The 21598-nt window shown below is 53.5% G+C and carries 21 protein-coding genes; 9 read left to right on the top strand and 12 right to left on the bottom strand.

Annotated features, from left to right (window positions below):
* The 6 genes from JRG72_04285 to mdh all read right to left on the bottom strand — a co-directional run bounded on the left by JRG72_04285 (position 1) and on the right by mdh (position 4737).
* Entirely contained in the window at positions 1-495 is a 495-nt protein-coding gene (locus JRG72_04285; GenBank protein ID MBW2134442.1) for an HIT domain-containing protein, read from the bottom strand.
* 216 nt (positions 496-711) lie between these two features.
* Entirely contained in the window at positions 712-1458 is a 747-nt protein-coding gene (gene nadE / locus JRG72_04280) for an NAD(+) synthase (protein ID MBW2134441.1), read from the bottom strand.
* A 201-nt stretch (positions 1459-1659) separates the two neighbouring features.
* Positions 1660-2697 carry an N-acetyl-gamma-glutamyl-phosphate reductase gene (locus JRG72_04275; GenBank protein ID MBW2134440.1) on the bottom strand — a complete coding sequence of 346 codons (1038 nt, stop codon included), beginning with the start codon at positions 2695-2697 and terminating at the stop codon, positions 1660-1662.
* Between the two features lie 22 nt (positions 2698-2719).
* Complete coding sequence (gene rpsI, locus JRG72_04270) at positions 2720-3115, bottom strand: 30S ribosomal protein S9 (GenBank protein ID MBW2134439.1); 396 nt, start codon at positions 3113-3115, stop codon at positions 2720-2722.
* Positions 3108-3563, bottom strand: a complete 456-nt coding sequence (rplM, locus tag JRG72_04265) for a 50S ribosomal protein L13 (protein ID MBW2134438.1) — start codon at positions 3561-3563, stop codon at positions 3108-3110. Before rplM ends, rpsI begins: the two co-directional genes overlap by 8 nt.
* Positions 3564-3807: 244 nt before the next feature.
* Positions 3808-4737 (bottom strand): malate dehydrogenase, encoded by a 930-nt coding sequence (gene mdh / locus JRG72_04260; GenBank protein MBW2134437.1) that lies wholly within the window; start codon positions 4735-4737, stop codon positions 3808-3810.
* A 285-nt stretch (positions 4738-5022) separates the two neighbouring features.
* On the opposite strand from mdh, the gene menA reads away from it, so the two are divergent.
* From menA to JRG72_04230, 6 genes are all read left to right on the top strand, one after another.
* Positions 5023-5925 (top strand): 1,4-dihydroxy-2-naphthoate octaprenyltransferase, encoded by a 903-nt coding sequence (gene menA / locus JRG72_04255; protein ID MBW2134436.1) that lies wholly within the window; start codon positions 5023-5025, stop codon positions 5923-5925.
* Between the two features lie 132 nt (positions 5926-6057).
* Positions 6058-7068: an asparaginase gene (locus tag JRG72_04250; protein MBW2134435.1), complete on the top strand. Its 1011-nt coding sequence runs from the start codon at positions 6058-6060 to the stop codon at positions 7066-7068.
* Positions 7069-7124: 56 nt separating this feature from the next.
* On the top strand, positions 7125-8534 hold the full coding sequence (locus JRG72_04245) for an FAD-binding protein (protein ID MBW2134434.1): 1410 nt from the start codon (positions 7125-7127) through the stop codon (positions 8532-8534).
* Positions 8531-9784, top strand: coding sequence for a (Fe-S)-binding protein (locus JRG72_04240; GenBank protein MBW2134433.1), 1254 nt, complete (start codon positions 8531-8533; stop codon positions 9782-9784). The genes JRG72_04245 and JRG72_04240 overlap by 4 nt, the downstream gene beginning before the upstream one ends.
* Positions 9785-9926: 142 nt before the next feature.
* Positions 9927-10244 (top strand): TusE/DsrC/DsvC family sulfur relay protein, encoded by a 318-nt coding sequence (locus JRG72_04235; GenBank protein MBW2134432.1) that lies wholly within the window; start codon positions 9927-9929, stop codon positions 10242-10244.
* A 503-nt stretch (positions 10245-10747) separates the two neighbouring features.
* Positions 10748-12622: a B12-binding domain-containing radical SAM protein gene (locus tag JRG72_04230; protein MBW2134431.1), complete on the top strand. Its 1875-nt coding sequence runs from the start codon at positions 10748-10750 to the stop codon at positions 12620-12622.
* Between the two features lie 139 nt (positions 12623-12761).
* Here JRG72_04230 and JRG72_04225 read toward each other — a convergent pair whose 3' ends face one another.
* The 5 genes from JRG72_04225 to JRG72_04205 form a co-directional block, all read right to left on the bottom strand.
* Complete coding sequence (locus JRG72_04225; protein ID MBW2134430.1) at positions 12762-13409, bottom strand: hypothetical protein; 648 nt, start codon at positions 13407-13409, stop codon at positions 12762-12764.
* 284 nt (positions 13410-13693) lie between these two features.
* The gene (locus JRG72_04220) at positions 13694-14992 is read right to left on the bottom strand and encodes an MFS transporter (protein ID MBW2134429.1); all 1299 of its coding nucleotides are present in this window, start codon (positions 14990-14992) and stop codon (positions 13694-13696) included.
* A 396-nt stretch (positions 14993-15388) separates the two neighbouring features.
* Positions 15389-16672: a glutamate-1-semialdehyde 2,1-aminomutase gene (gene hemL, locus JRG72_04215; GenBank protein MBW2134428.1), complete on the bottom strand. Its 1284-nt coding sequence runs from the start codon at positions 16670-16672 to the stop codon at positions 15389-15391.
* Between the two features lie 16 nt (positions 16673-16688).
* Entirely contained in the window at positions 16689-17216 is a 528-nt protein-coding gene (locus JRG72_04210) for an Lrp/AsnC family transcriptional regulator (GenBank protein MBW2134427.1), read from the bottom strand.
* The gene (locus JRG72_04205) at positions 17210-17578 is read right to left on the bottom strand and encodes a LysR family transcriptional regulator (protein ID MBW2134426.1); all 369 of its coding nucleotides are present in this window, start codon (positions 17576-17578) and stop codon (positions 17210-17212) included. The genes JRG72_04210 and JRG72_04205 overlap by 7 nt, the downstream gene beginning before the upstream one ends.
* 369 nt (positions 17579-17947) lie before the next feature.
* Here JRG72_04205 and JRG72_04200 point away from each other — a divergent pair, with 369 nt between their 5' ends.
* The 3 genes from JRG72_04200 to truA all read left to right on the top strand — a co-directional run bounded on the left by JRG72_04200 (position 17948) and on the right by truA (position 21134).
* Positions 17948-18637: a lytic transglycosylase domain-containing protein gene (locus JRG72_04200; GenBank protein MBW2134425.1), complete on the top strand. Its 690-nt coding sequence runs from the start codon at positions 17948-17950 to the stop codon at positions 18635-18637.
* Between the two features lie 266 nt (positions 18638-18903).
* Positions 18904-20190: a metallophosphoesterase gene (locus tag JRG72_04195; protein ID MBW2134424.1), complete on the top strand. Its 1287-nt coding sequence runs from the start codon at positions 18904-18906 to the stop codon at positions 20188-20190.
* Positions 20191-20333: 143 nt separating this feature from the next.
* The gene (truA, locus tag JRG72_04190; protein ID MBW2134423.1) at positions 20334-21134 is read left to right on the top strand and encodes a tRNA pseudouridine(38-40) synthase TruA; all 801 of its coding nucleotides are present in this window, start codon (positions 20334-20336) and stop codon (positions 21132-21134) included.
* On the opposite strand, the gene smpB is transcribed toward truA, so the two are convergent.
* Positions 21131-21592: an SsrA-binding protein SmpB gene (gene smpB, locus JRG72_04185; GenBank protein ID MBW2134422.1), complete on the bottom strand. Its 462-nt coding sequence runs from the start codon at positions 21590-21592 to the stop codon at positions 21131-21133. The two genes, truA and smpB, sit on opposite strands and share 4 nt — an antisense overlap.
* Positions 21593-21598 lie beyond the last annotated feature (6 nt).

Here is a 21598-nt window from a genome sequence, read left to right as displayed (position 1 = left end):
CTAGTCTCCGTCCTTTAAGGCCTGGAAATGCGGAGTCAACTTTGCATAGGTTTGGAGGAAGTGTTCAGGGATAACCCGAACCTCGGCAAATACCGGGATATAATTGGTGTCTCCCAGCCAGCGGGGGACAATGTGAAAATGCAGGTGGCTTTCGACCCCAGCCCCAGCCACCTGGCCGAGATTGAGCCCGACATTAAACCCGTCGGGGTTCATTACTTGCTTGAGAATGGCCAGGGATTGACGCACCTTAAGCATCAGATCCAAAAGCTCGGCCTCGGTCAGATCTTCGAGACCGGCCACATGGCGTAAAGGTGAGACCAGCAGATGGCCGTTAATATAAGGATATTTATTCATCATCACCCGGGTCAGGCGGCCGCTGAACAGCACCAGGCGGGATTTCAGATCTTCGTTAGGCTGGGGACAGAAAATACATTCCTGGGGTTTATCCTCCCCCAGGATATATTCCATCCGCCACGGGGCCCACAGTACTTTCATGGAGGTTCCACCTTTTATAAATTGAAAGCTGACGATCGCCGACAGCCAACCTAATTTTTGCAAGTATATGATAGTCTTTGCATAATCATTCTTACTATAGCAAGCTGGCAAAAAACTTCAAGTATTTTTCTTGGCGGCAATGTTTTTAAGAACCTTAGGACTGACCCTCGGAGTTGATCTAGCACGGTCCGGTTGAACTGTGCTTGCGGCAGTCTATCATCCCAGGCTGGCAAGGTCTTTGCGGAATACCGGCGGGGGCTGCCGTTTGTGGGCCGATTGACGCATCAGGGCTAAGATGCGTTCCTGGGCCACCATACTAACCGTGGTGGGCAGGTGGTAAGCGGTCTCGTTCAGAAAGCGATCCAACTCTTTGTAGGTTACCCCCATCTCTTGTTCATCAGTCTGTTCAGGCCACAGCCCGGCGGTCGGCGGTTTCTGTTGTAGCCAGTCCGGGAGCCCTAAGGCCTGGGCCAAAGCCTGGACTTCGGTCTTGAGCAGATCGGCCAGGGGCAATAGATCCGCAGCGCCATCCCCGTATTTAGTAAAATAACCCACGGCGATTTCGCTTTTATTGCTGGTGCCCAACACCAGGGCCTGGCGTTGGGCGGCATAATAATACAGGGTGACCATGCGGAGCCGGGGCTTAAGGTTGGCATCAGCCATCGGCGGACCCGGAGGCAGGATGGACTTGAAAAGATCATATACCGGACTTAAATCTACGGTCTCATGGGGCAATCGCAGGTGGTCGGCCACCCGCTGGGCGTCTTTGATATCATGCGATAAGCTGTGGCAGGGCATGATCAGACCGAGAAACTCATTACCCAGGGCTTTTTGGCCCAGAGCGGCAACCACGGCGGAATCAATGCCGCCGCTCAATCCACAGACCGCGCCCCGGGCCCCGGCCTTGTTTATCTGCTCCTGGAGCCAGCCGGCGATTTGCTCAACTAAAACGGATTCTGCCATATTTCTCTTTTTTACAACCCACGGTTCAATCCTGGTCCAGACCGGAAAGATGGGTTAAACTTGTTGAAGAGAGAGGGTTTAGAGAAGATTAGGGATTTGCCGCACCTAGTTCCCTCTCCCAAGTTCTTCTTTGGCACCAATTCATTATCTTTTTGACTTAACCAATAAATCCGGTGAAGTTAGGAGGAATGGAGTTCTTCTCTAAGGAACCCAAGGAACAGTTTCCAGTCCCTGGGTTTCCGGCCATCCCTGCATCAGATTCATATTATGGATGGCCTGGCCCGAGGCTCCGCGGGTCAGGTTATCAATGGCCGATAAGACGATGATTCTGCCGGTGCGGGAGTCAAGCCGAAAGCCCAGATCACAGAAGTTGGTACCTCTGACAAAAACAGTGTTAGGCAACTCGCCAGGGGTACAGAGTCGAATAAAGGGGTGGCCCTGATAAAACTCCTGATACAGCTGGTAAATTTCCGAATCGGTGACCGGGTGTCGCCAGTGGGCATACAAAGTGGCCAGAATACCGCGACTCATCGGTACCAGATGGGGGGTGAAAGTGACCCGGACCGGAAAACCGGCAACCCGGCTCAACTCCTGCTCGATTTCTGGAGTATGGCGATGCTCGGCGACTTTGTAGGCCCGGAATCCCTCGTTGACTTCGCAAAAGAGGCTGGCTAAGGCAACGCCCCGACCGGCGCCGCTGACTCCGGATTTACAATCAGCGATAATGGTTTCCGGGTCGATAAGATCAGCTTTAAGCAGGGGGGCCAGGCCTAAAATGACGCTGATCGGATAACAGCCAGGATTGCCCACTAACCGGGCGGTGCGAATGGCCGGGCGATACAGTTCGGGCAGGCCATATACGGCTTCGGCCAGCAGTTCCGGGGCGCTGTGCGGTTGATACCATTGCTCGTAAAGCCCCTGATCCTGAAAGCGGAAATCAGCGCTCAGATCAACTACTTTGCAGCCCGCCTGGATAAAGGAAGGGATCACCCCCATAGCTGCTTTATGGGGCAGGGCGGTAAATATAAATTCGGCCTGAGTAGCAATGGTCTCTGGCTCCGGCGCGGTAAAGGCCAGTGCCACAATTTGAGCCAGGGCCGGAAAGACGGTACGCAACGGCTGTCCGGCATATTCCCGGGAAGTAACCGCCGCGATCTCCACCTCAGGATGGCGAGCTAGGAGCCGGACCAGTTCCAGGCCGGTGTATCCGGAAGCCCCCACCACCGCGACCTTGACCATCATGCCTTAACCTTAGGTAAAATTACCGTTTGGAGTACTGGTAGCGCGCTCGGGCTCCCCGCTGGCCATATTTCTTGCGCTCTTTGATCCGGGCGTCCCGGGTCAAAAACCCGGCTTTCTTGAGGATCGGTCGGAAATCAGGGTTTAATTCTACCAGAGCCCGGCTGAGGCCATGTTTGATCGCCCCGGCCTGACCGGAAATGCCGCCGCCCCGAACGTTGACTACGATATCGAACTCACTTCCGACGTTGGCCAGCTCCAGGGGCTGTTGAATGATCATACGAGAAGTTTCACAGGGAAAATATTGGGTAAATTCCCGTTGATTTACAGTAATTCGGCCTGTTCCCGGACGCAGGTAGACCCGGGCAATAGCATTTTTCCGTTTGCCTGTGGCATGAATATTGACCTTGCTAGTCATATCTCTTCTCTTGGACTAATTTTACTGTCAAAACCTCGGGTTGTTGCGCCTGATGGGGATGCTCGCCACCGGCATAGATCTTGAGTTTTTTTAACAATCGGCGGCCCAGGCTATTTTTAGGCAGCATCCCCCGCACCGCGGCCCTTAAGACCGCCTCAGGCTTCTTGTCAAGCAGCTTGCGGGCCGTAATGGACTTGATCCCCCCCATATAACCGCTATGCCGATAATATACTTTACTATCCAGTTTTTTCCCAGTCAAACGGACCTGTCCGGCATTGACTACCACCACAAAATCCCCCATATCGGCATGGGGGGTATAAATCGGTTTGGTTTTGCCACGCAGGATCATGGCAATCTGGCTGGCCAGGCGGCCCAACACCTGACCCCGGGCATCAACCAGATACCATTTTTTCTGAGCCTCCGCTTCACGGCCAACATATGTCTTCATACTGTGCCACCCCAATGATAATCAAATTGATATTTTAATCTTTAATTTCCTTATTTGTCAAGGCAGATTCCCCTGCTAAATAGTCAACAAACTTTCTGGTTCTATATCTTCCATAAGTCTGTTGCCGTATTGTCGGAATATTGTTTGGTATTCTGAGCCGCCTCCGGTTGCCGGAAAATCTTAAAGATATTCTATCTAGGCGGCTCAGGATGTCCCCAGAGATCTTGCTTGCCCCAAATAAGGCTTAGATACTCAACTCATCCCTGGTCTGGGTAACCGCGGCTGCGGATTTTTCCAGCATGGCCTGTTCTTCGGAAGTCATGGGCAGTTCCAGAACCTTCTCCACTCCTCCAGCCCCCAACACCACCGGCACCCCAAAAAAGATGTCCTTAAGGCCGTATTCGCCTTCCATATAGACGGAGACCGGAACCACCCGTTTCTGATCTTTCAGAATGGCCTCGGCCATTTGTGCCGCCGCCGCCGCCGGGGCGTAATAGGCTGAGCCGGTCTTGAGCAGGGCGACAATTTCGCCGCCGCCTTTGCGGGTGCGATCGACCAGGGCCTCCAGGCGTTCACGTCTGATCAGATGGGTGATCGGGATGCCGGACACGGTCGTGTAGCTTAACAACGGCACCATGTCGTCGCCATGGCCGCCCAGGACCACGGAGTGCACTTCTTCGACCGCGATCCCCAGTTCCATGGCGATAAAACAGCGGAACCGGGCGGTGTCGAGGATGCCGGCCATACCCATGACCCGCGGGCGGGGAAAGCCGCTCACCTTTTTCATCACATAACACATGGCGTCCAGCGGGTTGGCCACATTGATCAGGATTGCTTGGGGTGAGAGCGCGGCCAAATTTCTGGTAACCTCGGCCACAATCTTGGTGTTGGTATTGAGCAAGTCTTCCCGACTCATCCCGGGTTTGCGGGCCACCCCCGAGGTGACGATGACCAGATCGGAGTCGGCGGTCTCTTCATAACTATTACTACCGATGATATTGACATTAAAACCAAAAATCGGACGGGCCTCCATCAGGTCTAAGGCCTTACCTTGGGGCATGCCCTCCACTATATCCACTAAGACAATATCGCCTAACTCCCGTTCGGCCATCCAATGGGCGCAGGTCGCCCCGACGTTTCCAGCCCCCACCACGGTGATCTTTTTGCGTGCCATTCGGCCTCCTCCCTTAAATGTCAATTCGATCACTGAAATTTTCGATGATTTCTTAATTAAATTTATTAGAATAATGTTTTTATTTGGGGTAAGCAACCGAATTTGTGGAAAACTTGTAATCAGAGTGAAAAAATGTTCGTTAATGGTGCCACTGGACCAGATGAGGATTCAGATAATCAAATCAGAACTACCTGGTGCTGAGGCATTGACTCCCCGGTTGATTCACCTTATAATCGCCTTGGTAAATAGGGTCCTGCGGTAGGGACTGATTTCTGGGGGACCGCGATGAATGTTTATCTGCAAGCCCTGCGGCTGCCGTTTCTGACCGGCTCCCTGATGCCGGTGCTGGCCGGGGGGGCCTTGGCCTATTGGGCCGAAAAGACCGGGGATTTGCTTATGCTCGGGCTGACTCTGCTGGGAGTGGGGACGCTGCATCTGGGAGCCAACCTGCTCAACGATTATTTTGACGCCCAGGGTAGCGATCCGATCAATCTCAAACTGACCCCGTTTAGCGGCGGCAGCCGGGTTATCCAGAACCAGCAATTTTCAGCAGGCACCATCAAAAACATGGCTTTGGCTTGCTTTGTCCTGGCCGTGGTCGCGGGATTAACCTTGATCTATTTAGGCCGACCGCTGGTGGCAGTGCTGGGGCTGCTGGGGTTGCTGGGGGGATATGGTTATTCGGCCCGACCGGTACAACTCATGAGCCGGGGGCTGGGGGAATTAGACATCTTTTTAGTGTTCGGACCGCTTATTACCTGGGGAACTTATTATGTCATGGTCGGCAAATTAAAAGTAATGGCCTTTATGGCCGGCATTCCCTTCGGGTTCCTGATCGCTGCGGTCATTTGGATAAATCAATTCCCGGATTTTGAGGCGGATCGAGAGGTGGGCAAATATCATCTGGTGGCCCGGCTCGGCCTGTCAACCTCCCGGTGGGTTTATGCCGGGCTGATGTTGGCCCCGTTTTTCTCTCTGCCCCTTCTGGTAGAGGTTTATAGGTTGCCGGATCTCCTCTTTGCGGCTTTACTGCCGTTGCCGTTGGCAGTCCGGGCTATCGGTTTGCTCTGCCGCCACTACCATACCTATCAGGAGATTATTCCGGCGCAGTCCCTGACCATTCAGACCCACTTTCTCTTTGGCCTGACCATGACTCTGGCCCTGGTCTACGCAGCCTGCTTCAGATGAGCGATAAACAGCCGAATTTTTGTTATGCCGCTCATAAAATAACTGAATTGGGGTCAAAAAACGGCTTTCCCCTTTAAATAACCTTTTAATTGTAACGAGTAAGATGTTCACAATTCGCTTCAGGAGCGTATAATGGCAGAAATCCTGGTAAAAGTTACCCGAGGGGACCGGGTCGAGAGTGTACATTATGGCCACATTGCCGTGGTTGACGGCTCCGGCCGCTTGCTTCATTACCTTGGCGACCCTGATCTCTGGGTCTGTCTGCGCTCGATGGCCAAACCCCTCCAGGCCCTGCCGGTGTTGCTGACCGGGGCGGCAGCGGCCTTTGGCTTCGGTCCCGAGGAGTTGGCCATTTTTTGCGGCTCCTTGAGCGGGCAGGATTTTCATGTTGCCGTAGTCCAAAGGGTCCTGGATCGCCTGGGGCTGACTGTTGACCACCTGCAGTGCGGCATTCACCCCCCCTCCCATCGACCCACGGCCCAGGCCCTGGCCCAGGCCGGATTAAAGCCCACCCCGTTGCACAACAATTGCGCCGGCAAACATGCTGCCATGCTGGCCCTTTGTGTCCATCAGGGCTGGTCTTTGGACGATTATCTTGACCCTCAGCACCCGGTCCAGCAACTGGTGCTGGATACCATTGCCCAGGTGACGGGGGTGCCGCGGCAAGAGATCACCGTGGCCATTGACGGTTGCGGGGTGCCGGTGTTTTATGTACCCTTGCGTCAGATTGCCTGGGCTTATGCCCAATTAGCCGCCGCAGCTACTAGCCGTGTTCCTGCCAATCCGGTCATGGCGGGACTGGCCACCCTGATGCAGGCCAGTCTGGCCCATCCCCGCCTGATCGCTGGTGACGGCCGCCTGTGTACTGATGTTATGCAGGCATTGCCTAACAAAGTCTTTGCCAAGACCGGGGCCGAGGGGGGCTATGCCCTGGCCCTGCTCGATTCCGGGCTGGGGGTGGCCATTAAAATTTCTGACGGCCATCCCCGTGGCCTGAACCCCACTGTCATTGAAATTCTTAACCAGCTGGGGATCCTTATCCCCACCGCCGCCACTGCTTTGGCCAGTTATTATCACCCCCCGATCAGAAATCATTTAAAAAATGTAGTGGGCGAAGTGAGGCCAGAATTCAATTTGGTTTGATAAACGCCGCGGGCACCTCCCTTGCCTTTTAAAGGCAATCGAGATAAAGTAATTTTATGATTGACCGAGAATGTCGGCGCCGGTTGCGAGCCATTGTCGGCTCCGAAAATCTGCTGACCGAGATCGAAGACCGGCGCTGTTATGCCTACGATGCCACCAACCTGAAATACTTGCCCGAGGCGGTGGCCTTTCCTGGCCACCCCGAGGAAGTGGCCCAGATTGTCAGACTGGCGAACGAGTACCGCTTTTCAGTGGTCCCCCGCGGGGCCGGGACCGGGACTACGGGCGGGTCCTTGCCTATCCAGGGGGGGCTGGTATTAGTCACTACCCGCCTAAATCGCATCCTGGAGATTGATGCCGACAATTTCGTAGCAGTGGTGGAGCCAGGGGTAATCACCGGCCACCTCAAGGCCGCGGTTGCAAAACATGGCCTCTATTATCCCCCCGATCCGTCCAGTGCCAACTTCTGTACTATCGGGGGCAATGTCGCGGAATGCGCCGGCGGGCCAGTGGCAGTGCAATATGGGGTTACCCGGGATTATGTGTTGGGTCTCAGTGTGGTGTTGCCGACCGGGGAATTGATCGACACCGGAGTACGGACCGCCAAAGGGGTGGTGGGTTATGATCTGACCCGTCTGCTGATCGGTTCGGAGGGAACTCTTGGGGTGATTACCCGGATCATTTTACGATTGGTGACCCGGCCGGCGGCCTGCCAGACGCTTCTGGCCGGCTTCAACGACCTCCAGGTGGCCACTCAGGCCGTGGGCCGGATTCTTAAGGCGCGGTTGGCCCCGACCGCGCTGGAATTCCTGGACCGGACTACTTTGGCCTGTGTGCGGGAAATGTTTCCCTGTCCTCTGCCGGAGGCCATCCAGGCTCTGCTGCTCATTGAGGTCGACGGCCATCCCCATGATGTGCAGAACCGGACTGAGCAGATTCAAACTTTCTGCCAGGAAACCGGCGCCATCCTGATACTGGCGGCTACGACTAGTGAGGAAGCCGAGAAACTGTGGGCGGCCCGCAAGTCCATATCCCCGGCCTCGTTTAAACTCAAGCCCCACAAGCTGAGCGAAGACGTGGTGGTGCCCCTCAGCCGGATTCCGACGTTGGTGGCCCGGGTGGAAGGGATCGCGCAAGAACAGGAATTACCCATTTTATGCTTTGGCCATGCCGGGGATGGCAATATTCATGTCAATATTATGTACGATGCTCAGGTGGAACGAGAGCTACGCGCGGCCCGAAGCGCGGTCCGGCAGATCTTCATGATAGTCCGGGAACTGCAGGGCACCCTGTCGGGAGAACACGGCATCGGCATCACTAAATCATCTTTTTTGCGCCTGGAATTATCCGAAGCCGCCATAGCTCTCAGTAAACGGCTCAAACAGGCCTTTGATCCGCATAATATCATGAACCCCGGCAAAATTTTTTACCCGCCGCCTGAACTCGACCTAGGCCCTGCGGCATGACCGATCTGGTGCCTTTATGGACTGGACCGCCGTCTTCCTGTATCCGTTGCGGGGCGTGCATGGAGGTCTGTCCCCTTTACCAGCGGCTGGGGCGAGAACCGGTGGTGGCCCGGGGTAAACTCAGCCTGCTGCAGGCCTTGGAATCTGGAGAGTTGTCGGCCAGCCGTCATTTCCAGGAAATTCTAGAGTGTTGTTTGCTCTGCGGGGCCTGCACCGAAAAATGTGTAGCCCAGATTCAGATTCCCGAGCTGATTAAAAAAGGCAGGGCCCGAGTTCGGAGCTTACATGGCGCCCATTGGAGTCCAGCCCTGGCCCTGGTCCATCTGACCCGACAGAGTCCGCATCTGATCCCGGCCCTGGCCGAAGCCGCGCCGCTGATTAACCGGATGAAAAACTGGCTGGGAGAACCGAGTGGCTGGTTTTACCGGCTCTGGCCCGGGGTGGCTGGTCCCTTGGGACAATTGCCGCCGCTAGCCCGGCGGCCCTTTTTAGCCACTGTGCCCAAGCTTATACCGGGAGCCGGACCCCTAAAAATCGCGTTTTTTGTGGGCTGCGGTTTGCAGGCTTGGTTTCCGTCCGCTGGACACGCCTTTCTGAAGCTCTGTCAGCAGCAGGAGGTGGCAGTGGTAATCCCGCCAACTCAGGGTTGCTGTGGCCTCTTAGCCGAATGCGCCGGGGAACGGCAAGTGGCTTTGGAACTGGGCCGTCGGCTGCTGGCACAATTCGGTGCGCTGGAAGTGGATTATATTGTCAGCACCTGTGCCTCTTGTACCTATCAACTGAAGCATCTGGGACAACTTTTTCAAGATACGCCGCTAGCCATTGAGGCCTCCCGGTTTTCCAGCCGGGTGCGGGAGGCCAGTGAATTTTTGGTGCATATTCTGGGATTGACTCATTATCCATTTTCTCCGGCCCAGCCCTCGCGACCAATAATTTTTCATGATCCCTGTCATTTGCACCGTGGTCAAGCTATCTCCCAAGAACCGCGGGATCTTCTCATGGCAGTGCCCGGACTGGAGCTGGTCGAGCCCCCGGGCGGCAAAAGTTGCTGCGGCCAGGGAGGATTATTTGGCCTCTGTTATCCAGACCTGTCTAAAACCATCGGCCAGGAACTGATGCAGGTTTATCAGCAGACGGGGGCCGCCGAAGTGGTCAGCGCCTGCAGCGGCTGTCTGATGCAATTGATCAGTCTGGCCCCCCAGCAAGTGCCGGTTAGGCACTTCCTGGAAGTGCTGGCCGATTCTTGTTAACTAGTGAAAATTACTGGCTTCCGAGATCTTAGAAATTTTTATCCTGGACTTTTAAGTGTTGACAAGTTATCCAATATCTAGTAGATAAAAATCACTGTAAGAAAAAAATCACATGGTGTAAAATTCAGAAGGAGGTGGACATATGGCCTTAGTAGAACACAAAGGCAAAACCTTTGAGGTAGATGAGGATGGATTCTTACAAGATCTGGACGCCTGGGGCCCGGATTGGGTAGACTTTGTCAAGGAGTCCGAGGGCATTACCGAGCTTACCGACGACCATTGGAAGGTAATCAATATGTTACAGGATTACTTCAAGAAAAACGGCATCGCCCCCATGGTGCGTATCCTTTCCAAGGTCACCGGCTTTAAGTTGAAATATATTTACGAGCTTTTTCCCTCGGGACCTGGCAAAGGCGCTTGTAAAATGGCCGGCCTGCCCAAACCCACGGGTTGCGTCTGACGCAGATTCGACGGCGCTGTTGGCTCTGGCCAGGCAAGACCGGCCCCCGCGAACCATCCGGCTGCCATTGAACTTTTTGAAGCAGATACCGGCATTACATATTGCCGGATTCTGCTTCAAAAACCGAACATTGCAAAGGTGAGGTTTTTACCCCAAAGATTCCTACCTAACGAAAAGAATTGACAATTTACCACAGGTGAGTTAATTTTTAACCAGGCAAGGTAAACGCGTCTAAAGAAGGTTTAATAGTTGTTACCGGTGGGTTGGCAGCGATTGTTTTGGGTTAGCGGCTAAGGATCCGGGTTTAATCCAGGGTAAAGTCTTTTCATAGGCGATTCGGTTCCACAGTCCTGACTCAGACTACCAGCAGTGTGGGGTTGTCTCAAGGATATTTTAAATCATTTAAAACTGTTGCAGTAAACATTTCAGTCGCTACCGGGGACAGGGATTATGGTAACCGGAGGGCGGCTAAAACCGTGTACGGTTACACTTAAAGGGGTATTATGGCCTTACCAATACGAAAAGTGCTTTTCATCGAACCCAGGTCTCCCCGGGCGCATATCTTCAGTCGAGTAGTCATCCCCCGTCTCGGGTGCGTGTTATTAGGAACTATTCTCAAGCAGCAAGGTCTAGAAGTAAAAGTAATCATTGAGGAAGTTAACAGCCCAGACCTGGATCGGCTTGATTTCCAGCCCGATCTCGTGTGTATCTCATCGATCAGCTCGACTATCCCAAGAGCTTTTCAGCTGGCCGATTACTATCGCCAACAAGGGGTTCCGGTGGTCATGGGGGGGCCGCATTCCTCGTTCCTGCCCGCCGAAAGCCTGGAACATGCCGATTATGTGGTCAGCGGCGAGGGTGATGAGGCCCTACCGGAACTGATCACCGCCCTTAATGAAGGCAGCGGCTTTGAGTCCATTGCCAATCTTAATTTTCATCGCGGCGAAGAGCTACAAATAAATCCTCGCCGCCCCTTTATTGAAGACCTGGATATCCTGCCGATTCCCGACTATTCCCTGATTCACGGTTGGCGGACCGGAAAGCAACGTTATGTCTCTATTGCCACTTCCCGTGGTTGCCCTTTTAACTGCCGCTTCTGTTCAGTGATCCAGATGTTCGGCCGCCGCTTCCGCTATAACTCGGTGGACCGTATCGTTGAGGAAGTCAGTCTGAACGGGGTTCAAAGCCAACATTTGTTTTTTTGTGATGATAATTTCACTGTCAACCGGGAGCGCATTAAGAATTTACTGGAGCGGATGCTGTCGCTGGGACTGAAAGTGGAATGGAGCGCCCAGGTCCGGGTAGAGGCCGCTCGGGACATGGAACTATTAGAACTAATGGCCAGAAGCGGCTGCTATATTGTCTTTGTCGGTCTGGAATCGATCAATCCGGCCACCCTCAAGGCTTATAACAAATCCCAGACGGTAGAAGACATTCAGGATTGTGTCATCAATTTTCACCGGGCCGGAATTAAAGTCCATGGCATGTTTGTCTTTGGCTCGGAAGAGGATAATCCCCAGGTGATCAAGGAAACCGTAAAATTTTCTCGCCGTCTGGATCTTGATTCCCTGCAATATCTTATCCTGACCCCGTTGCCCGGCACCCCGGTTTATGACGAATTGGAGGCCCAGAATCGAATCATCTGCCGGGACTGGAGCCGCTACGACGCTCACCACACGGTGTTCCTGCCCCGCCAAATGACCCCCTATGAATTGCAATGGGAAACCTTTAAGGCCATGAAACGGTTCTATAGCTGGTCGTCGGCAGTGAAGCGCTTAATCAGGCGGGATTACTTTATGGCCATGCTCAAGATCCATGGCCGTCTGCATCTGAAACGGGCCTTTTATGAAAAGAAGGGATATTTTCAGCAGCTCAAGGATCAGTTGTTCAGCCGGGCCCGGCAGTGGCGGGCTTATTGGCCTCGCCACCGCCGCATCCGCCGGGTGGGCATTCCGGAGGACATCTGGCAACTGACTGCCTGGGAGACTGGCCCGCGGGAATTCCTCCTGCGGTTTTTAGAGCGGCTGGGGGTTGAAATCGTCAGAGAAGGTAAAGCTGATCTACCGGCGTTAGCGCTCGACGCCGATAATGGCCAGATCGCTACCCTGATCGCGGAAATCAATAATCTCCAGGAAAAGGTTGATGTGATTCTGTTACCCTTCTGGCAGGGATTGGAAGGCTTCCGGCAAAAGGCCAAGGATTGGCATCAAGAGCTGGGCGACCGGCTCCACTCCTGGCGCCGGACCGTGGCCATCGAATTTGATCGCGGCTCCTTTTACAATGTTTGCATGCAATTAGGGCTGTGTTTCAAAGCCCGCCCGCGCCGCATCCGGCGTATTTACTTTCAGACCTTGGGAGAGGTGGGAGTCCAGGTCTGATCAGTTATTTTGAACTTTTGCCTTCTGAGGCACAGCTGACTTTGGCTGTGCCTTTTTTAGTTATACATCGGCATGTTTGTCTTTGGTTTTCCGGTGCCTGCCGTGTTTGATAGTTTCCCCAAATAACCTCATTCTCCGGTTAGCTGATGACAAATTTGTATATGGCGATGATAACCGGGTCAAAATAAGGACTGAATAATTTTAAATTATACCACCGGTCTAATAATAAGATCCCGATCAGGACCCAGGGGCCAGCCAACTCGAAGACTTTTTTGATGTTATCGAACTTCCCGGTCAACGGCTCCGAAAGGATATAAGAGGCGGCCAGCGGTGGTAGGGGTAACATATTATAGATTGCCACGGTGAGATTGACCGCGATCACCTCGTGGAATAAACGGGGGTCGATGTTAATGAATTGCATAATCACCCCGACACTGCCTGCTATCCCCGCCAGCAGAAAATTGGCTACTGGCCCGGCAAATCTAGCTACTATGGTATATAACCTGGGATATTCGAACTTGCTGGGATCTATGGGCATTTTGCGGGGCCAGCCGAAGCCCTCGATAAAAAAAGCCAGGGTTCCCAAAATATCCAGATGGAACAGGAAGAAATAGTGCCCGCGATCCTTGGCGTCCTTCCTTACGTCTCCCAAAACCCCGGCCACCAAGGCCTGGGCCTCAGCACTGATGGTTACGGCAAAAAAGATCCCCAGTATAAAACCAACCAGGTCTTCGATGACAAAATTCGAAAAATGGAATATATAAGGCACTGGAAACGGCTTATCCATAACTCGAAACCAACCTTTGGAATTGAGATGCGGCGCGGCCCCGATGAGTTCCCGAAGTGCTTCTGGGATAACGGCAAGCTATAATAATCCTTACAGGAACTCCTTTATAAATAAACACGTCAAGCGCAGTTTGTAAATAGCCAATCTCAGTTTCTTAAAAAAATAAGGTAGAAGGATTAAATCCTTCTACCTTAATCTGAAAGATTCAGCTTTAGGCCAGCTTGGCACCAGGCTAAAACCTCATACGGCATACCAAGCTAGGCGTGCTCGTGCCCGCTGCAGAATTACTCGTGGGCCGCAATCGGTCTCTTGGTAAACCGGCACAAGACAACGGCGAGGACAAGAATAAGCGCTGAAATCCACAGAGCGGGCTTCAGGCTCCCGGTCCAGTCCAGAGACCAGCCACCCATTTTCGATCCCCAGAATCCAAGTCCCCAACCCAGGAAGACAATACCATAGTTCATACCCAGGTTCTTGGGCCCAAAGAAATCGGCCGTGTACGAGGGCAACAGGGACAAACCACCCCCGTACTGCCAGTAGGCAATCCCCACGGCCAAGAACAGGAAGAACAAGTTCCCCCAATCAATGATGAAGGGCAAGAGGAACATGCATACAGCAGAAACCAGGCAGTTCAGGGTATAGGCATTGTCCCGACCGATGATGTCGGAATACTTGCCAGTGCCGATACGCCCGGCAGCATTCACCAGGCCCCCGAAAGATGGTAAGATCCAGGCGTTGCGCACAAAGAAATCAAAGCCTTTGGCGGCCTTCCCCAGAATGGGCTTGGCGAAAGTAATAATCAGCAACCCTGATTGAGTGGTGCCCATGAACAGGAGAATTAAGGCGTAGATCTGCCAGGTTTTCAATGCTTCAGACGGTGACCAGTCAATAATAGTGAGGGCCGGTTTGGCCGAGGCCACGGGAGTCGGTGGAGCTGGAGGCACATAGCCCGGCTCGGGCCAGGCCAACAAAGACCCAGCGATAATGGTCACCGCTCCGAACCAGATCCCCAAAATAACGAAGCTTCCGGTCAGGCTGATGCCGCGGATAAGGAAGTCAGCCAACGGGGCGATATATAAGGCCGCCCCACCGTAACCGCTGACCACCAGACCAGCCACCAACCCCCGTTGATGGGGACCGAACCATTTCAGGGCCGCCGGGGTCGGAGCAGCGTAACCGATGCCCATACCAATGCCGCCCAGAATCCCAAAGCCGAAGATCAAGCCACCATAGCTCTTGGATACTCCGGCGATGATGCAACCGAGGGCCAGGCATAGTCCCCCGGTGATAGCCCCTACCTTGGGGCCTAATTTATCCTGAATCCGGCCCCCTGGAATCATTAATAAGGCGAAGATAATGACGCACAAAGAAAACGGCCAAGAGCACTGGGAGGCCGAAAGATATTCCCATCCCGGGGCATTAGGAATAGGAGTTCCCACCAATTCGAGATTGCCTCCCGGGACCTTCAAGCTCGCCACCCAAATACTCCAGGCGTATAACACACCCAAACACAAGTTAATGGCCGTCCCAGCGAACACCACGCGCCATGCTTTTCCTGGAACTTTTCCTGCTGGAGCTGTCATAGATTCCTCCTCTGCTGGTGGAAAAAAGTCAAAAACCCGTTACCAAAAAAATAAAATAATAACAATATCCTACCCTTCCCCCTTGAGACAATTGGTACAACAACTCACCTCCTTTCCCGGGGACGTAATAGCCTTAAATATTTAAATTTTGCAAATTTACTGCCACTAATCAGGAAAATCCGGTTTAAAATTTTTAAGGTAAATTTATATTAATTGACAACACCTAGGAATTTTGCCCCTTAACAGGCAAAATAATTGGTGCTCAGGATTTTAAAAATCGGGGTATTTTTCCCCCTTTGCGGGGGGTAATCTACCCCGCAGAAATTATCGGCTTGACTGGGCCCAGATTATGGTGAAATTCTGAACTAAGTCTAATTATCCGCTTTATCAGACCGACTACCATGCTGACCAAACCTTGTGGACCGCAGCCACCGTGGCTTCCAGTTGCTCTTGCCCATGGGCCAAAGAGATAAACCAGGCTTCAAACTGGGAAGGCGGCAAGTAGATACCCTGAACCAGGAGCTCTTGGAAAAAACGTCGGAATTGGGCCAGATCACTGGACTGGGCCTCGGCCAGGTTGGTCACTGGCCGGTCGGTGAAAAACACGGTCAACATGGAGCCGACCCGGTTCAGGGTTATCGGCACTCCAGCGGCAGCCGCCCGGTGCTTGATTTCGGTCTCCAGATAACGGCCTTTGTGCTCCAAGACGTCGTAAACTCCTGGTTGCCGGAGAATCTCCAAGGTTGCCAGCCCGGCGGCCACGGCTAGAGGGTTGCCCGACAGGGTCCCAGCCTGGTAAATCGGCCCACTGGGGGCCATCCGGGTCATGATCTCCCGCCGGCCGCCATAGGCCCCCACCGGCAGCCCGCCGCCGATGATCTTGCCCAGGCAGGTTAGATCTGGGATCACCCCATAGCGACCCTGGGCCCCTTCCCAGGCCACCCGGAAACCAGTGATCACTTCATCAAAAATCAGAATGATATCATGCTCGGTACAGAGGTGGCGCAGTCCCGGCAAAAAATCGGGCTGGGGGGCCACTATCCCCATGTTGCCCGCCACCGGCTCCACGATAAGCGCGGCGATCTGTCCCTTATTCCGCAAAATAGCCTGACGGACTGCCTCCAGGTCATTATAGGGCACGGAAATAGTCAATTCGGCGATGGCTGCCGGAATTCCGGGGCTGCCAGGAATGCCCTGGGTTAAGATACCACTGCCCGCCTGGACCAGTAAGGTATCGGCATGGCCGTGATAGCCGCCGTCAAACTTGATGATCTTGGGACGTCCGGTGTATCCCCGGGCCAGCCGCAGGGCGCTCATCGCCGCCTCGGTCCCGGAGTTGACCAGACGTACCATCTCCAGACCCGGGACGGCCTCAGTTAACCGCTGAGCCAACTCCACCTCCCCCGGAGTCGGGGCCCCAAAACTGGTGCCATTAGCCGCAGCCTGTTGTACCGCTGCCACTACCTGGGGATGGGCATGGCCCACAATCATCGGTCCCCAGGAGCCGACAAAATCCAGATAGGCCTGACCCTCCACATCGTAAATGGTAGCCCCCTGGGCCCGGGCAATAAAGGGAGGACAGAGGTCAACGGCCTGCCAGGCCCGTACCGGACTGTTGACTCCCCCCGGAATCAGTTGCTGGGCCTGTCGGAACAGCTGTGCGGAGCGTTGAGTGGGCATGGTTGCATGTCTGTTTTCAATTCTTGGTTAATGGTTTTAAGTCATTCAGGGGAAAGTTCAGGGGTTCGTCGGCATACTCCCGAAAATACCGCATGGTGGTCTTTTTTAATTCCGCGTCGCTGAACAGCAATTCGTAATCCTTGACCCCGCTCAGATCCGCCATCCGCTGGGCGATTTCTTGGCATTCCGGCTGGGTGCGGGCGTGGATCATGGTGAACAGATTATAGGGCCAATTGCCCGTGACCTGGCGTTCGTAGCAATGGGTGACCTCCCGAAAGGAGGCCATAATCTTTCCGACCCGGTTGATATCCTGGGGGGGCACCGCCCAGGCCACCATGGCATTGGCATCAAAGCCAGAAATCCGGTGCCGGATGGTGGCCCCGAAGCGGCGGATATAACCGCGGGCCATTAGATCCCGAATTGCTTGCAGAAACTCAGTCTCGTTCAATCCCAGGCGTTGTGCCAGAGGCAAGAAGGGTTGGGCATCGACCTCCATATCGATCTGCAGGGCGTGAATTATACGTTTTTCTAATTCGGTCAACATAAAGCACTGCTTAGGGACCGCAGTTGCTCGTCAAACCTGTATTTGCGGCCGGCCAAAAAACTCTGCAGCTCCTGTTCCAACCCTTCAAAAGCCTGCAGCAATCCCTGGCTTAACGGGGTTAGAATCAATCGCTGTCCCCGACCTTTGCCGGGCACCTTTTCAACCAGTTGCACACCCAGGCGATTCTCAGATGATTTTAACCGGCCCCAAGCCGCCCGGTAGGACATGCCCAGATGTCTGGCGGTTTCCGCCAAGGAACCATAATCGCGAATGCCTTTTAATAATTCGAGCCGTCCCCGGCCAAAGACAACTTTGCCCTCTTTCTCCAGCCAGACTTTAAAATGGATTTCCAGCCCGCCCATCCCGAGGTATTTTATCTGCCCTACTTATCAATCTGAATGACGCCAGGAAATGTTATGCTAAACTTGTTTAACAGTAGACTACCTGATTTCCGGTCTGCTAGTCAAGCTCTTTGCGATTCTTATTACGCAGGTTATAAAATAAATGAATTGGGGGTAGAAAAAAACAGCTCTGGGAAAAGGGGGCTAGGGGTCGCAGACCCCTAGCCCCTCTCCCAAACCCACTCCCCAACCCCCAAAAGGGGAGTTGGAGGGGAGCTTGAGGGAGGGCAGGGGGCCCTGGTCCTCCCCTCATGGGATAGTTTAAGCTTGACCTGGCCAAGCGGATTTGCTACAGGTGTAGTCGGGCTAAGAAGTAAAAGGCGGCGCTCCTTGCTTAAGGCCAAATATTGGCAGGTCGGAGAATATTCTTACTCGATGATTACCAACCATTATCATCTAATCAGGGTGGTGATTTTGTTGATAGGTTTGATCCTGGGACTGAAGGTCCCAGCCCTAAGTGCCAAACCAGGGGTTCCCAAATGTATCCGGGTCTGCAAAAAAGGGGTGATCTACTATTACTTTTCCACCCGGGGGGTTGATTCTGCTCCTGATTACTCTAAACCGGCGGCCCGGATTTATACCTGGCGGCCTCCCTGCCGGTCTAGGCGCTTATCCCACCAGGAAGTGGAACGCTTGATCAAAGAAGCCAGTCGCCAGAATAAATTACCGCCATCTTTGATCAAAGCGGTGATTCGGGTTGAATCGAACTTTAATCCCGCTGCCACTTCTCCCAAAGGGGCGATGGGAATGATGCAACTGATGCCCGCAACGGCTGCCGATTTACAGGTCTCAGACCCCTATGACAGTCGGGAAAACATTTTGGCCGGCAGCCGCTATTTGCGGAGGTTATTGCATCAATTTAATTTCCATCTTCCCCTGGCGCTGGCGGCCTACAATGCCGGTCCGCAGCGGGTCAGGAGATCCCAACAGGTCCCCCCCATAAAGGAGACTCAGGCCTTTGTGCGGGATGTTTGTGTCAATTTTTTGAAATACGATCAAGATAACCAGGAGCAACCTTAATCAGGGCAACGGTGACAGGTACATCAGGCTAAAAGTTTTATAATTTACCAATTCTGATTCGAGCTGACTAAAAATCCCAATCATAACAAGCAAAAAATCAAGGGTAATCTTCGATCGGCGTCTGCCTAAGGCAGGAGCTGGAAATGGAGCCAGGCGCGGTGGTACCTGGTTTTGCCAGACTGGGTTAATACTCGGGTCACAAAATAAATCAATTGGGCCCCGAGAACAATTCCTCTCCGTACTAAGAAGATTCAACGGAGGCGAGCATGCTAGTCTTAATTAGTGACATACACTTAGTGGATGGTACCGCAGGGGACCATAATGTCCCCAGCCGCGCCTTCAGATACTTCTTCCAGGATGTAGCCGCCAGTGTCACTCCCCGAACCGAAGAAATCAAATTAGTCTTTTTAGGTGACATCTTCGATCTGCTCCGGACCGAGAAATGGTTTGATTTTCCGGTTGCGGAAAGGCCTTGGGGTACAAAGGAAAACGAGACTGAGGCTCACGCCAATGACATCTTTGCGGCCATCCAGAATCATCCCGAAAACCGGCAAACCTATGCGCTGCTGAGTGGCAGCCTGAAAGACCGCTTTGGCCTGCCTTTGGAGCCGCTGAGGATTTACATTCCAGGCAACCATGACCGGTTGTGCAACAAGTATCCCAGTCTGAGAGCAAAAGTTGTCGATTTTCTGGGTCTTAACCATAATCCGGTCCAGCCCTTCGCCCACACCTTTCAGGATGTTAATTACGGAGTCTTTGCTCGCCACGGCCATGAGTTCGATAAATATAACTATGAAGGGGGAGAATCTTACACTCCTCCGGATTACCTGCGAGTGCCGATCGGCGACCCGATCACCACCGAACTGGTGGCCAAGCTGCCCTATAAAATTACCGACCGGCTGGCTACCCTTCCCTTGACTCCCCAGGAGAAGCTCAGTTTAAGAAGAAACTTTGAAGAGGTTGAAAATGTCAGACCCCTGTCCGCGGTCATTGATTGGCTTCTCTATCAGGTGCGGCAGCGGCGGTGGCTCAAGGAGGTCATCGAAGATACGGTGGACGAGGTCATCAGGGAGTTCAACGACCTTGATTTCGTCAAGGGCTGGTATAGGGACCATGACAGGTGGACCAACCCTTTTGACGAAGCTGACCGGATACAGACGTTGCTTTATTTATTAGAGAAGTTCAAGATTTTTTCCACTGAAAAGCTTTCGTCGCTGCTGGTAGAAGCAAAAAATTATCTGATCACCGACGATCTGTTGGAGGCTGCTCCCAAGGAATACCTGCACTTGGATTCGCGTATCCGCTATGTGGTCTATGGTCACACGCATGAGGCGCTGACCGTCCCCCTCCGCACGGTGCCCTGCAACTCCGGGAGGGCCGAACATGTTTACCTGAACACCGGCACTTGGCGGGCCCGGCATCGCAAAGCCATAAGTGATAATTCTTTTATCAGCTGGAAAAACATGACCTACCTGTTCTTTTATCACGCCGGCGAAAAGGAGACGGATTTTCCGGTGTTTGAAACCTGGACCGGGGGCTTGAAGACCATCTAGCTTCTATCCGGAAACTCGCTTTCCCCTCTCCCTTGATGGGAGATCGGGGCAGGGCAAATCAATTATACAAATTTCATCCGGGACACAATACTTAGGAATTTAAAAAATAATACTTTATCAATAAATGCTCCGTGTTATACCCCGTGTCTGTTGCTCCCCCACTCCGTAATATCCAATTAGTATTGGAATACGACGGCAGCCGCTATCACGGTTGGCAGCGCCAGAAAAATGCCCTGACCATCCAGGAAGTTTTAGAAACCTGCCTGGGGCGTCTGACCGGGGATGATATCCGGGTGATCGGCTCCGGCCGCACCGATGCCGGGGTCCACGCCCTGGGTCAGGTGGCCAATTTCAAAACTGCCAGTCAGTTGCCCCTGGCCGCCTTTGGTGCCGGGCTTAACAGTATGCTCCCCCCTGATATCGCCGTCCTGACCGTTCAGGAAGTCGATCCCGAATTTCATGCCCGCTACGCGGCCCTGGCCAAGACCTACGAATACCGTCTGTTAAATCGAGCGGTGCGCTCCCCCCTACACCGGGGATATTGCTGGTGGGTGCCGATGCCGTTGGCAGCATCCGCCATTCAACAGGCGATGGTTGAGCTTCCTGGGGAACATGACTTTTCCGCGTTCCAGGCCGGTGGCAGCAACATTAAAAATCCGGTGCGGCGGGTCTGGGCAGCGAGCTGGGAAAAAGCAGCCGAAGACTGGTATAAATTCCGTATAACCGCTAACGGCTTCTTGCGGGGGATGGTGCGGGCTCTGGTGGGGACCCTGGTGGAGATCGGCCGCGGCAAACGGCCGCCCGAAGAGCTGAGTCAGATTCTGGCCAGCCGCGATCGCCGTCGGGCCGGACCCACGGCCCCGGCCCAGGGGTTATATCTGGTACAAGTGATTTACGATCAGGAGATTTTGCGAAAAATTAACGCGTCCCCTCCCCCGGGCTAGTTGCCCTTTTTACGCAGCCGCCGCAATTCCCGTTCCTCATCCCGGCGGCGGATGGTCTCGCGTTTGTCATATTTCTTTTTACCCCGGGCCAGGCCGATTTCCACTTTGACATACTGATCGCGGAAATAAATTTTTAAAGGGATCAGGGTATAACCCCGCTCTTCAGTTTTGCCGATCAAACGTTTGATTTCTTGACGATGCAATAATAGTTTGCGGGGGCGGGTAGGATCATACGGCTCAGTAGGGGCAAAGGGATAAGGGCTGATATGGGCGTTGTAAAGATAGACCTCGCCCTTGCGGATACGGGCATAGGCGTCGCCGATGTTGACTTTGCCCATCCGCAGCGATTTGACCTCAGGTCCGGTCAGCACTAATCCGGCCTCATAAAGATCATCGATGTAGTAATCAAAGTAGGCTTTGCGATTCTGAGAGATCAGTTTAATGACTTCTTTTCTCATAATAAT

The sequence above is a fragment of the Deltaproteobacteria bacterium genome, from assembly GCA_019309545.1.
In the GTDB taxonomy this organism is placed as follows: Bacteria; Desulfobacterota; Desulfobaccia; order Desulfobaccales; family Desulfobaccaceae; genus Desulfobacca_B.
This window is presented reverse-complemented; position numbering and strand designations above follow the sequence as displayed.

Excerpts from the sequence above, each read along its gene's own strand:
- JRG72_04245 (MBW2134434.1), top strand. The coding sequence starts at position 7,125 with ATGATTGACCGAGAATGTCGGCGCCGGTTGCGAGCCATTGTCGGCTCC.
- JRG72_04195 (MBW2134424.1), top strand. The coding sequence starts at position 18,904 with ATGCTAGTCTTAATTAGTGACATACACTTAGTGGATGGTACCGCAGGG.
- nadE (MBW2134441.1), bottom strand. The coding sequence starts at position 1,458 with ATGGCAGAATCCGTTTTAGTTGAGCAAATCGCCGGCTGGCTCCAGGAG.
- JRG72_04275 (MBW2134440.1), bottom strand. The coding sequence starts at position 2,697 with ATGGTCAAGGTCGCGGTGGTGGGGGCTTCCGGATACACCGGCCTGGAA.
- menA (MBW2134436.1), top strand. The coding sequence starts at position 5,023 with ATGAATGTTTATCTGCAAGCCCTGCGGCTGCCGTTTCTGACCGGCTCC.
- JRG72_04210 (MBW2134427.1), bottom strand. The coding sequence starts at position 17,216 with ATGTTGACCGAATTAGAAAAACGTATAATTCACGCCCTGCAGATCGAT.
- JRG72_04285 (MBW2134442.1), bottom strand. The coding sequence starts at position 495 with ATGAAAGTACTGTGGGCCCCGTGGCGGATGGAATATATCCTGGGGGAG.
- smpB (MBW2134422.1), bottom strand. The coding sequence starts at position 21,592 with ATGAGAAAAGAAGTCATTAAACTGATCTCTCAGAATCGCAAAGCCTAC.
- JRG72_04230 (MBW2134431.1), top strand. The coding sequence starts at position 10,748 with ATGGCCTTACCAATACGAAAAGTGCTTTTCATCGAACCCAGGTCTCCC.
- mdh (MBW2134437.1), bottom strand. The coding sequence starts at position 4,737 with ATGGCACGCAAAAAGATCACCGTGGTGGGGGCTGGAAACGTCGGGGCG.
- JRG72_04240 (MBW2134433.1), top strand. The coding sequence starts at position 8,531 with ATGACCGATCTGGTGCCTTTATGGACTGGACCGCCGTCTTCCTGTATC.
- hemL (MBW2134428.1), bottom strand. The coding sequence starts at position 16,672 with ATGCCCACTCAACGCTCCGCACAGCTGTTCCGACAGGCCCAGCAACTG.
- JRG72_04225 (MBW2134430.1), bottom strand. The coding sequence starts at position 13,409 with ATGGATAAGCCGTTTCCAGTGCCTTATATATTCCATTTTTCGAATTTT.
- JRG72_04250 (MBW2134435.1), top strand. The coding sequence starts at position 6,058 with ATGGCAGAAATCCTGGTAAAAGTTACCCGAGGGGACCGGGTCGAGAGT.
- JRG72_04205 (MBW2134426.1), bottom strand. The coding sequence starts at position 17,578 with ATGGGCGGGCTGGAAATCCATTTTAAAGTCTGGCTGGAGAAAGAGGGC.
- JRG72_04220 (MBW2134429.1), bottom strand. The coding sequence starts at position 14,992 with ATGACAGCTCCAGCAGGAAAAGTTCCAGGAAAAGCATGGCGCGTGGTG.
- rpsI (MBW2134439.1), bottom strand. The coding sequence starts at position 3,115 with ATGACTAGCAAGGTCAATATTCATGCCACAGGCAAACGGAAAAATGCT.
- JRG72_04235 (MBW2134432.1), top strand. The coding sequence starts at position 9,927 with ATGGCCTTAGTAGAACACAAAGGCAAAACCTTTGAGGTAGATGAGGAT.
- rplM (MBW2134438.1), bottom strand. The coding sequence starts at position 3,563 with ATGAAGACATATGTTGGCCGTGAAGCGGAGGCTCAGAAAAAATGGTAT.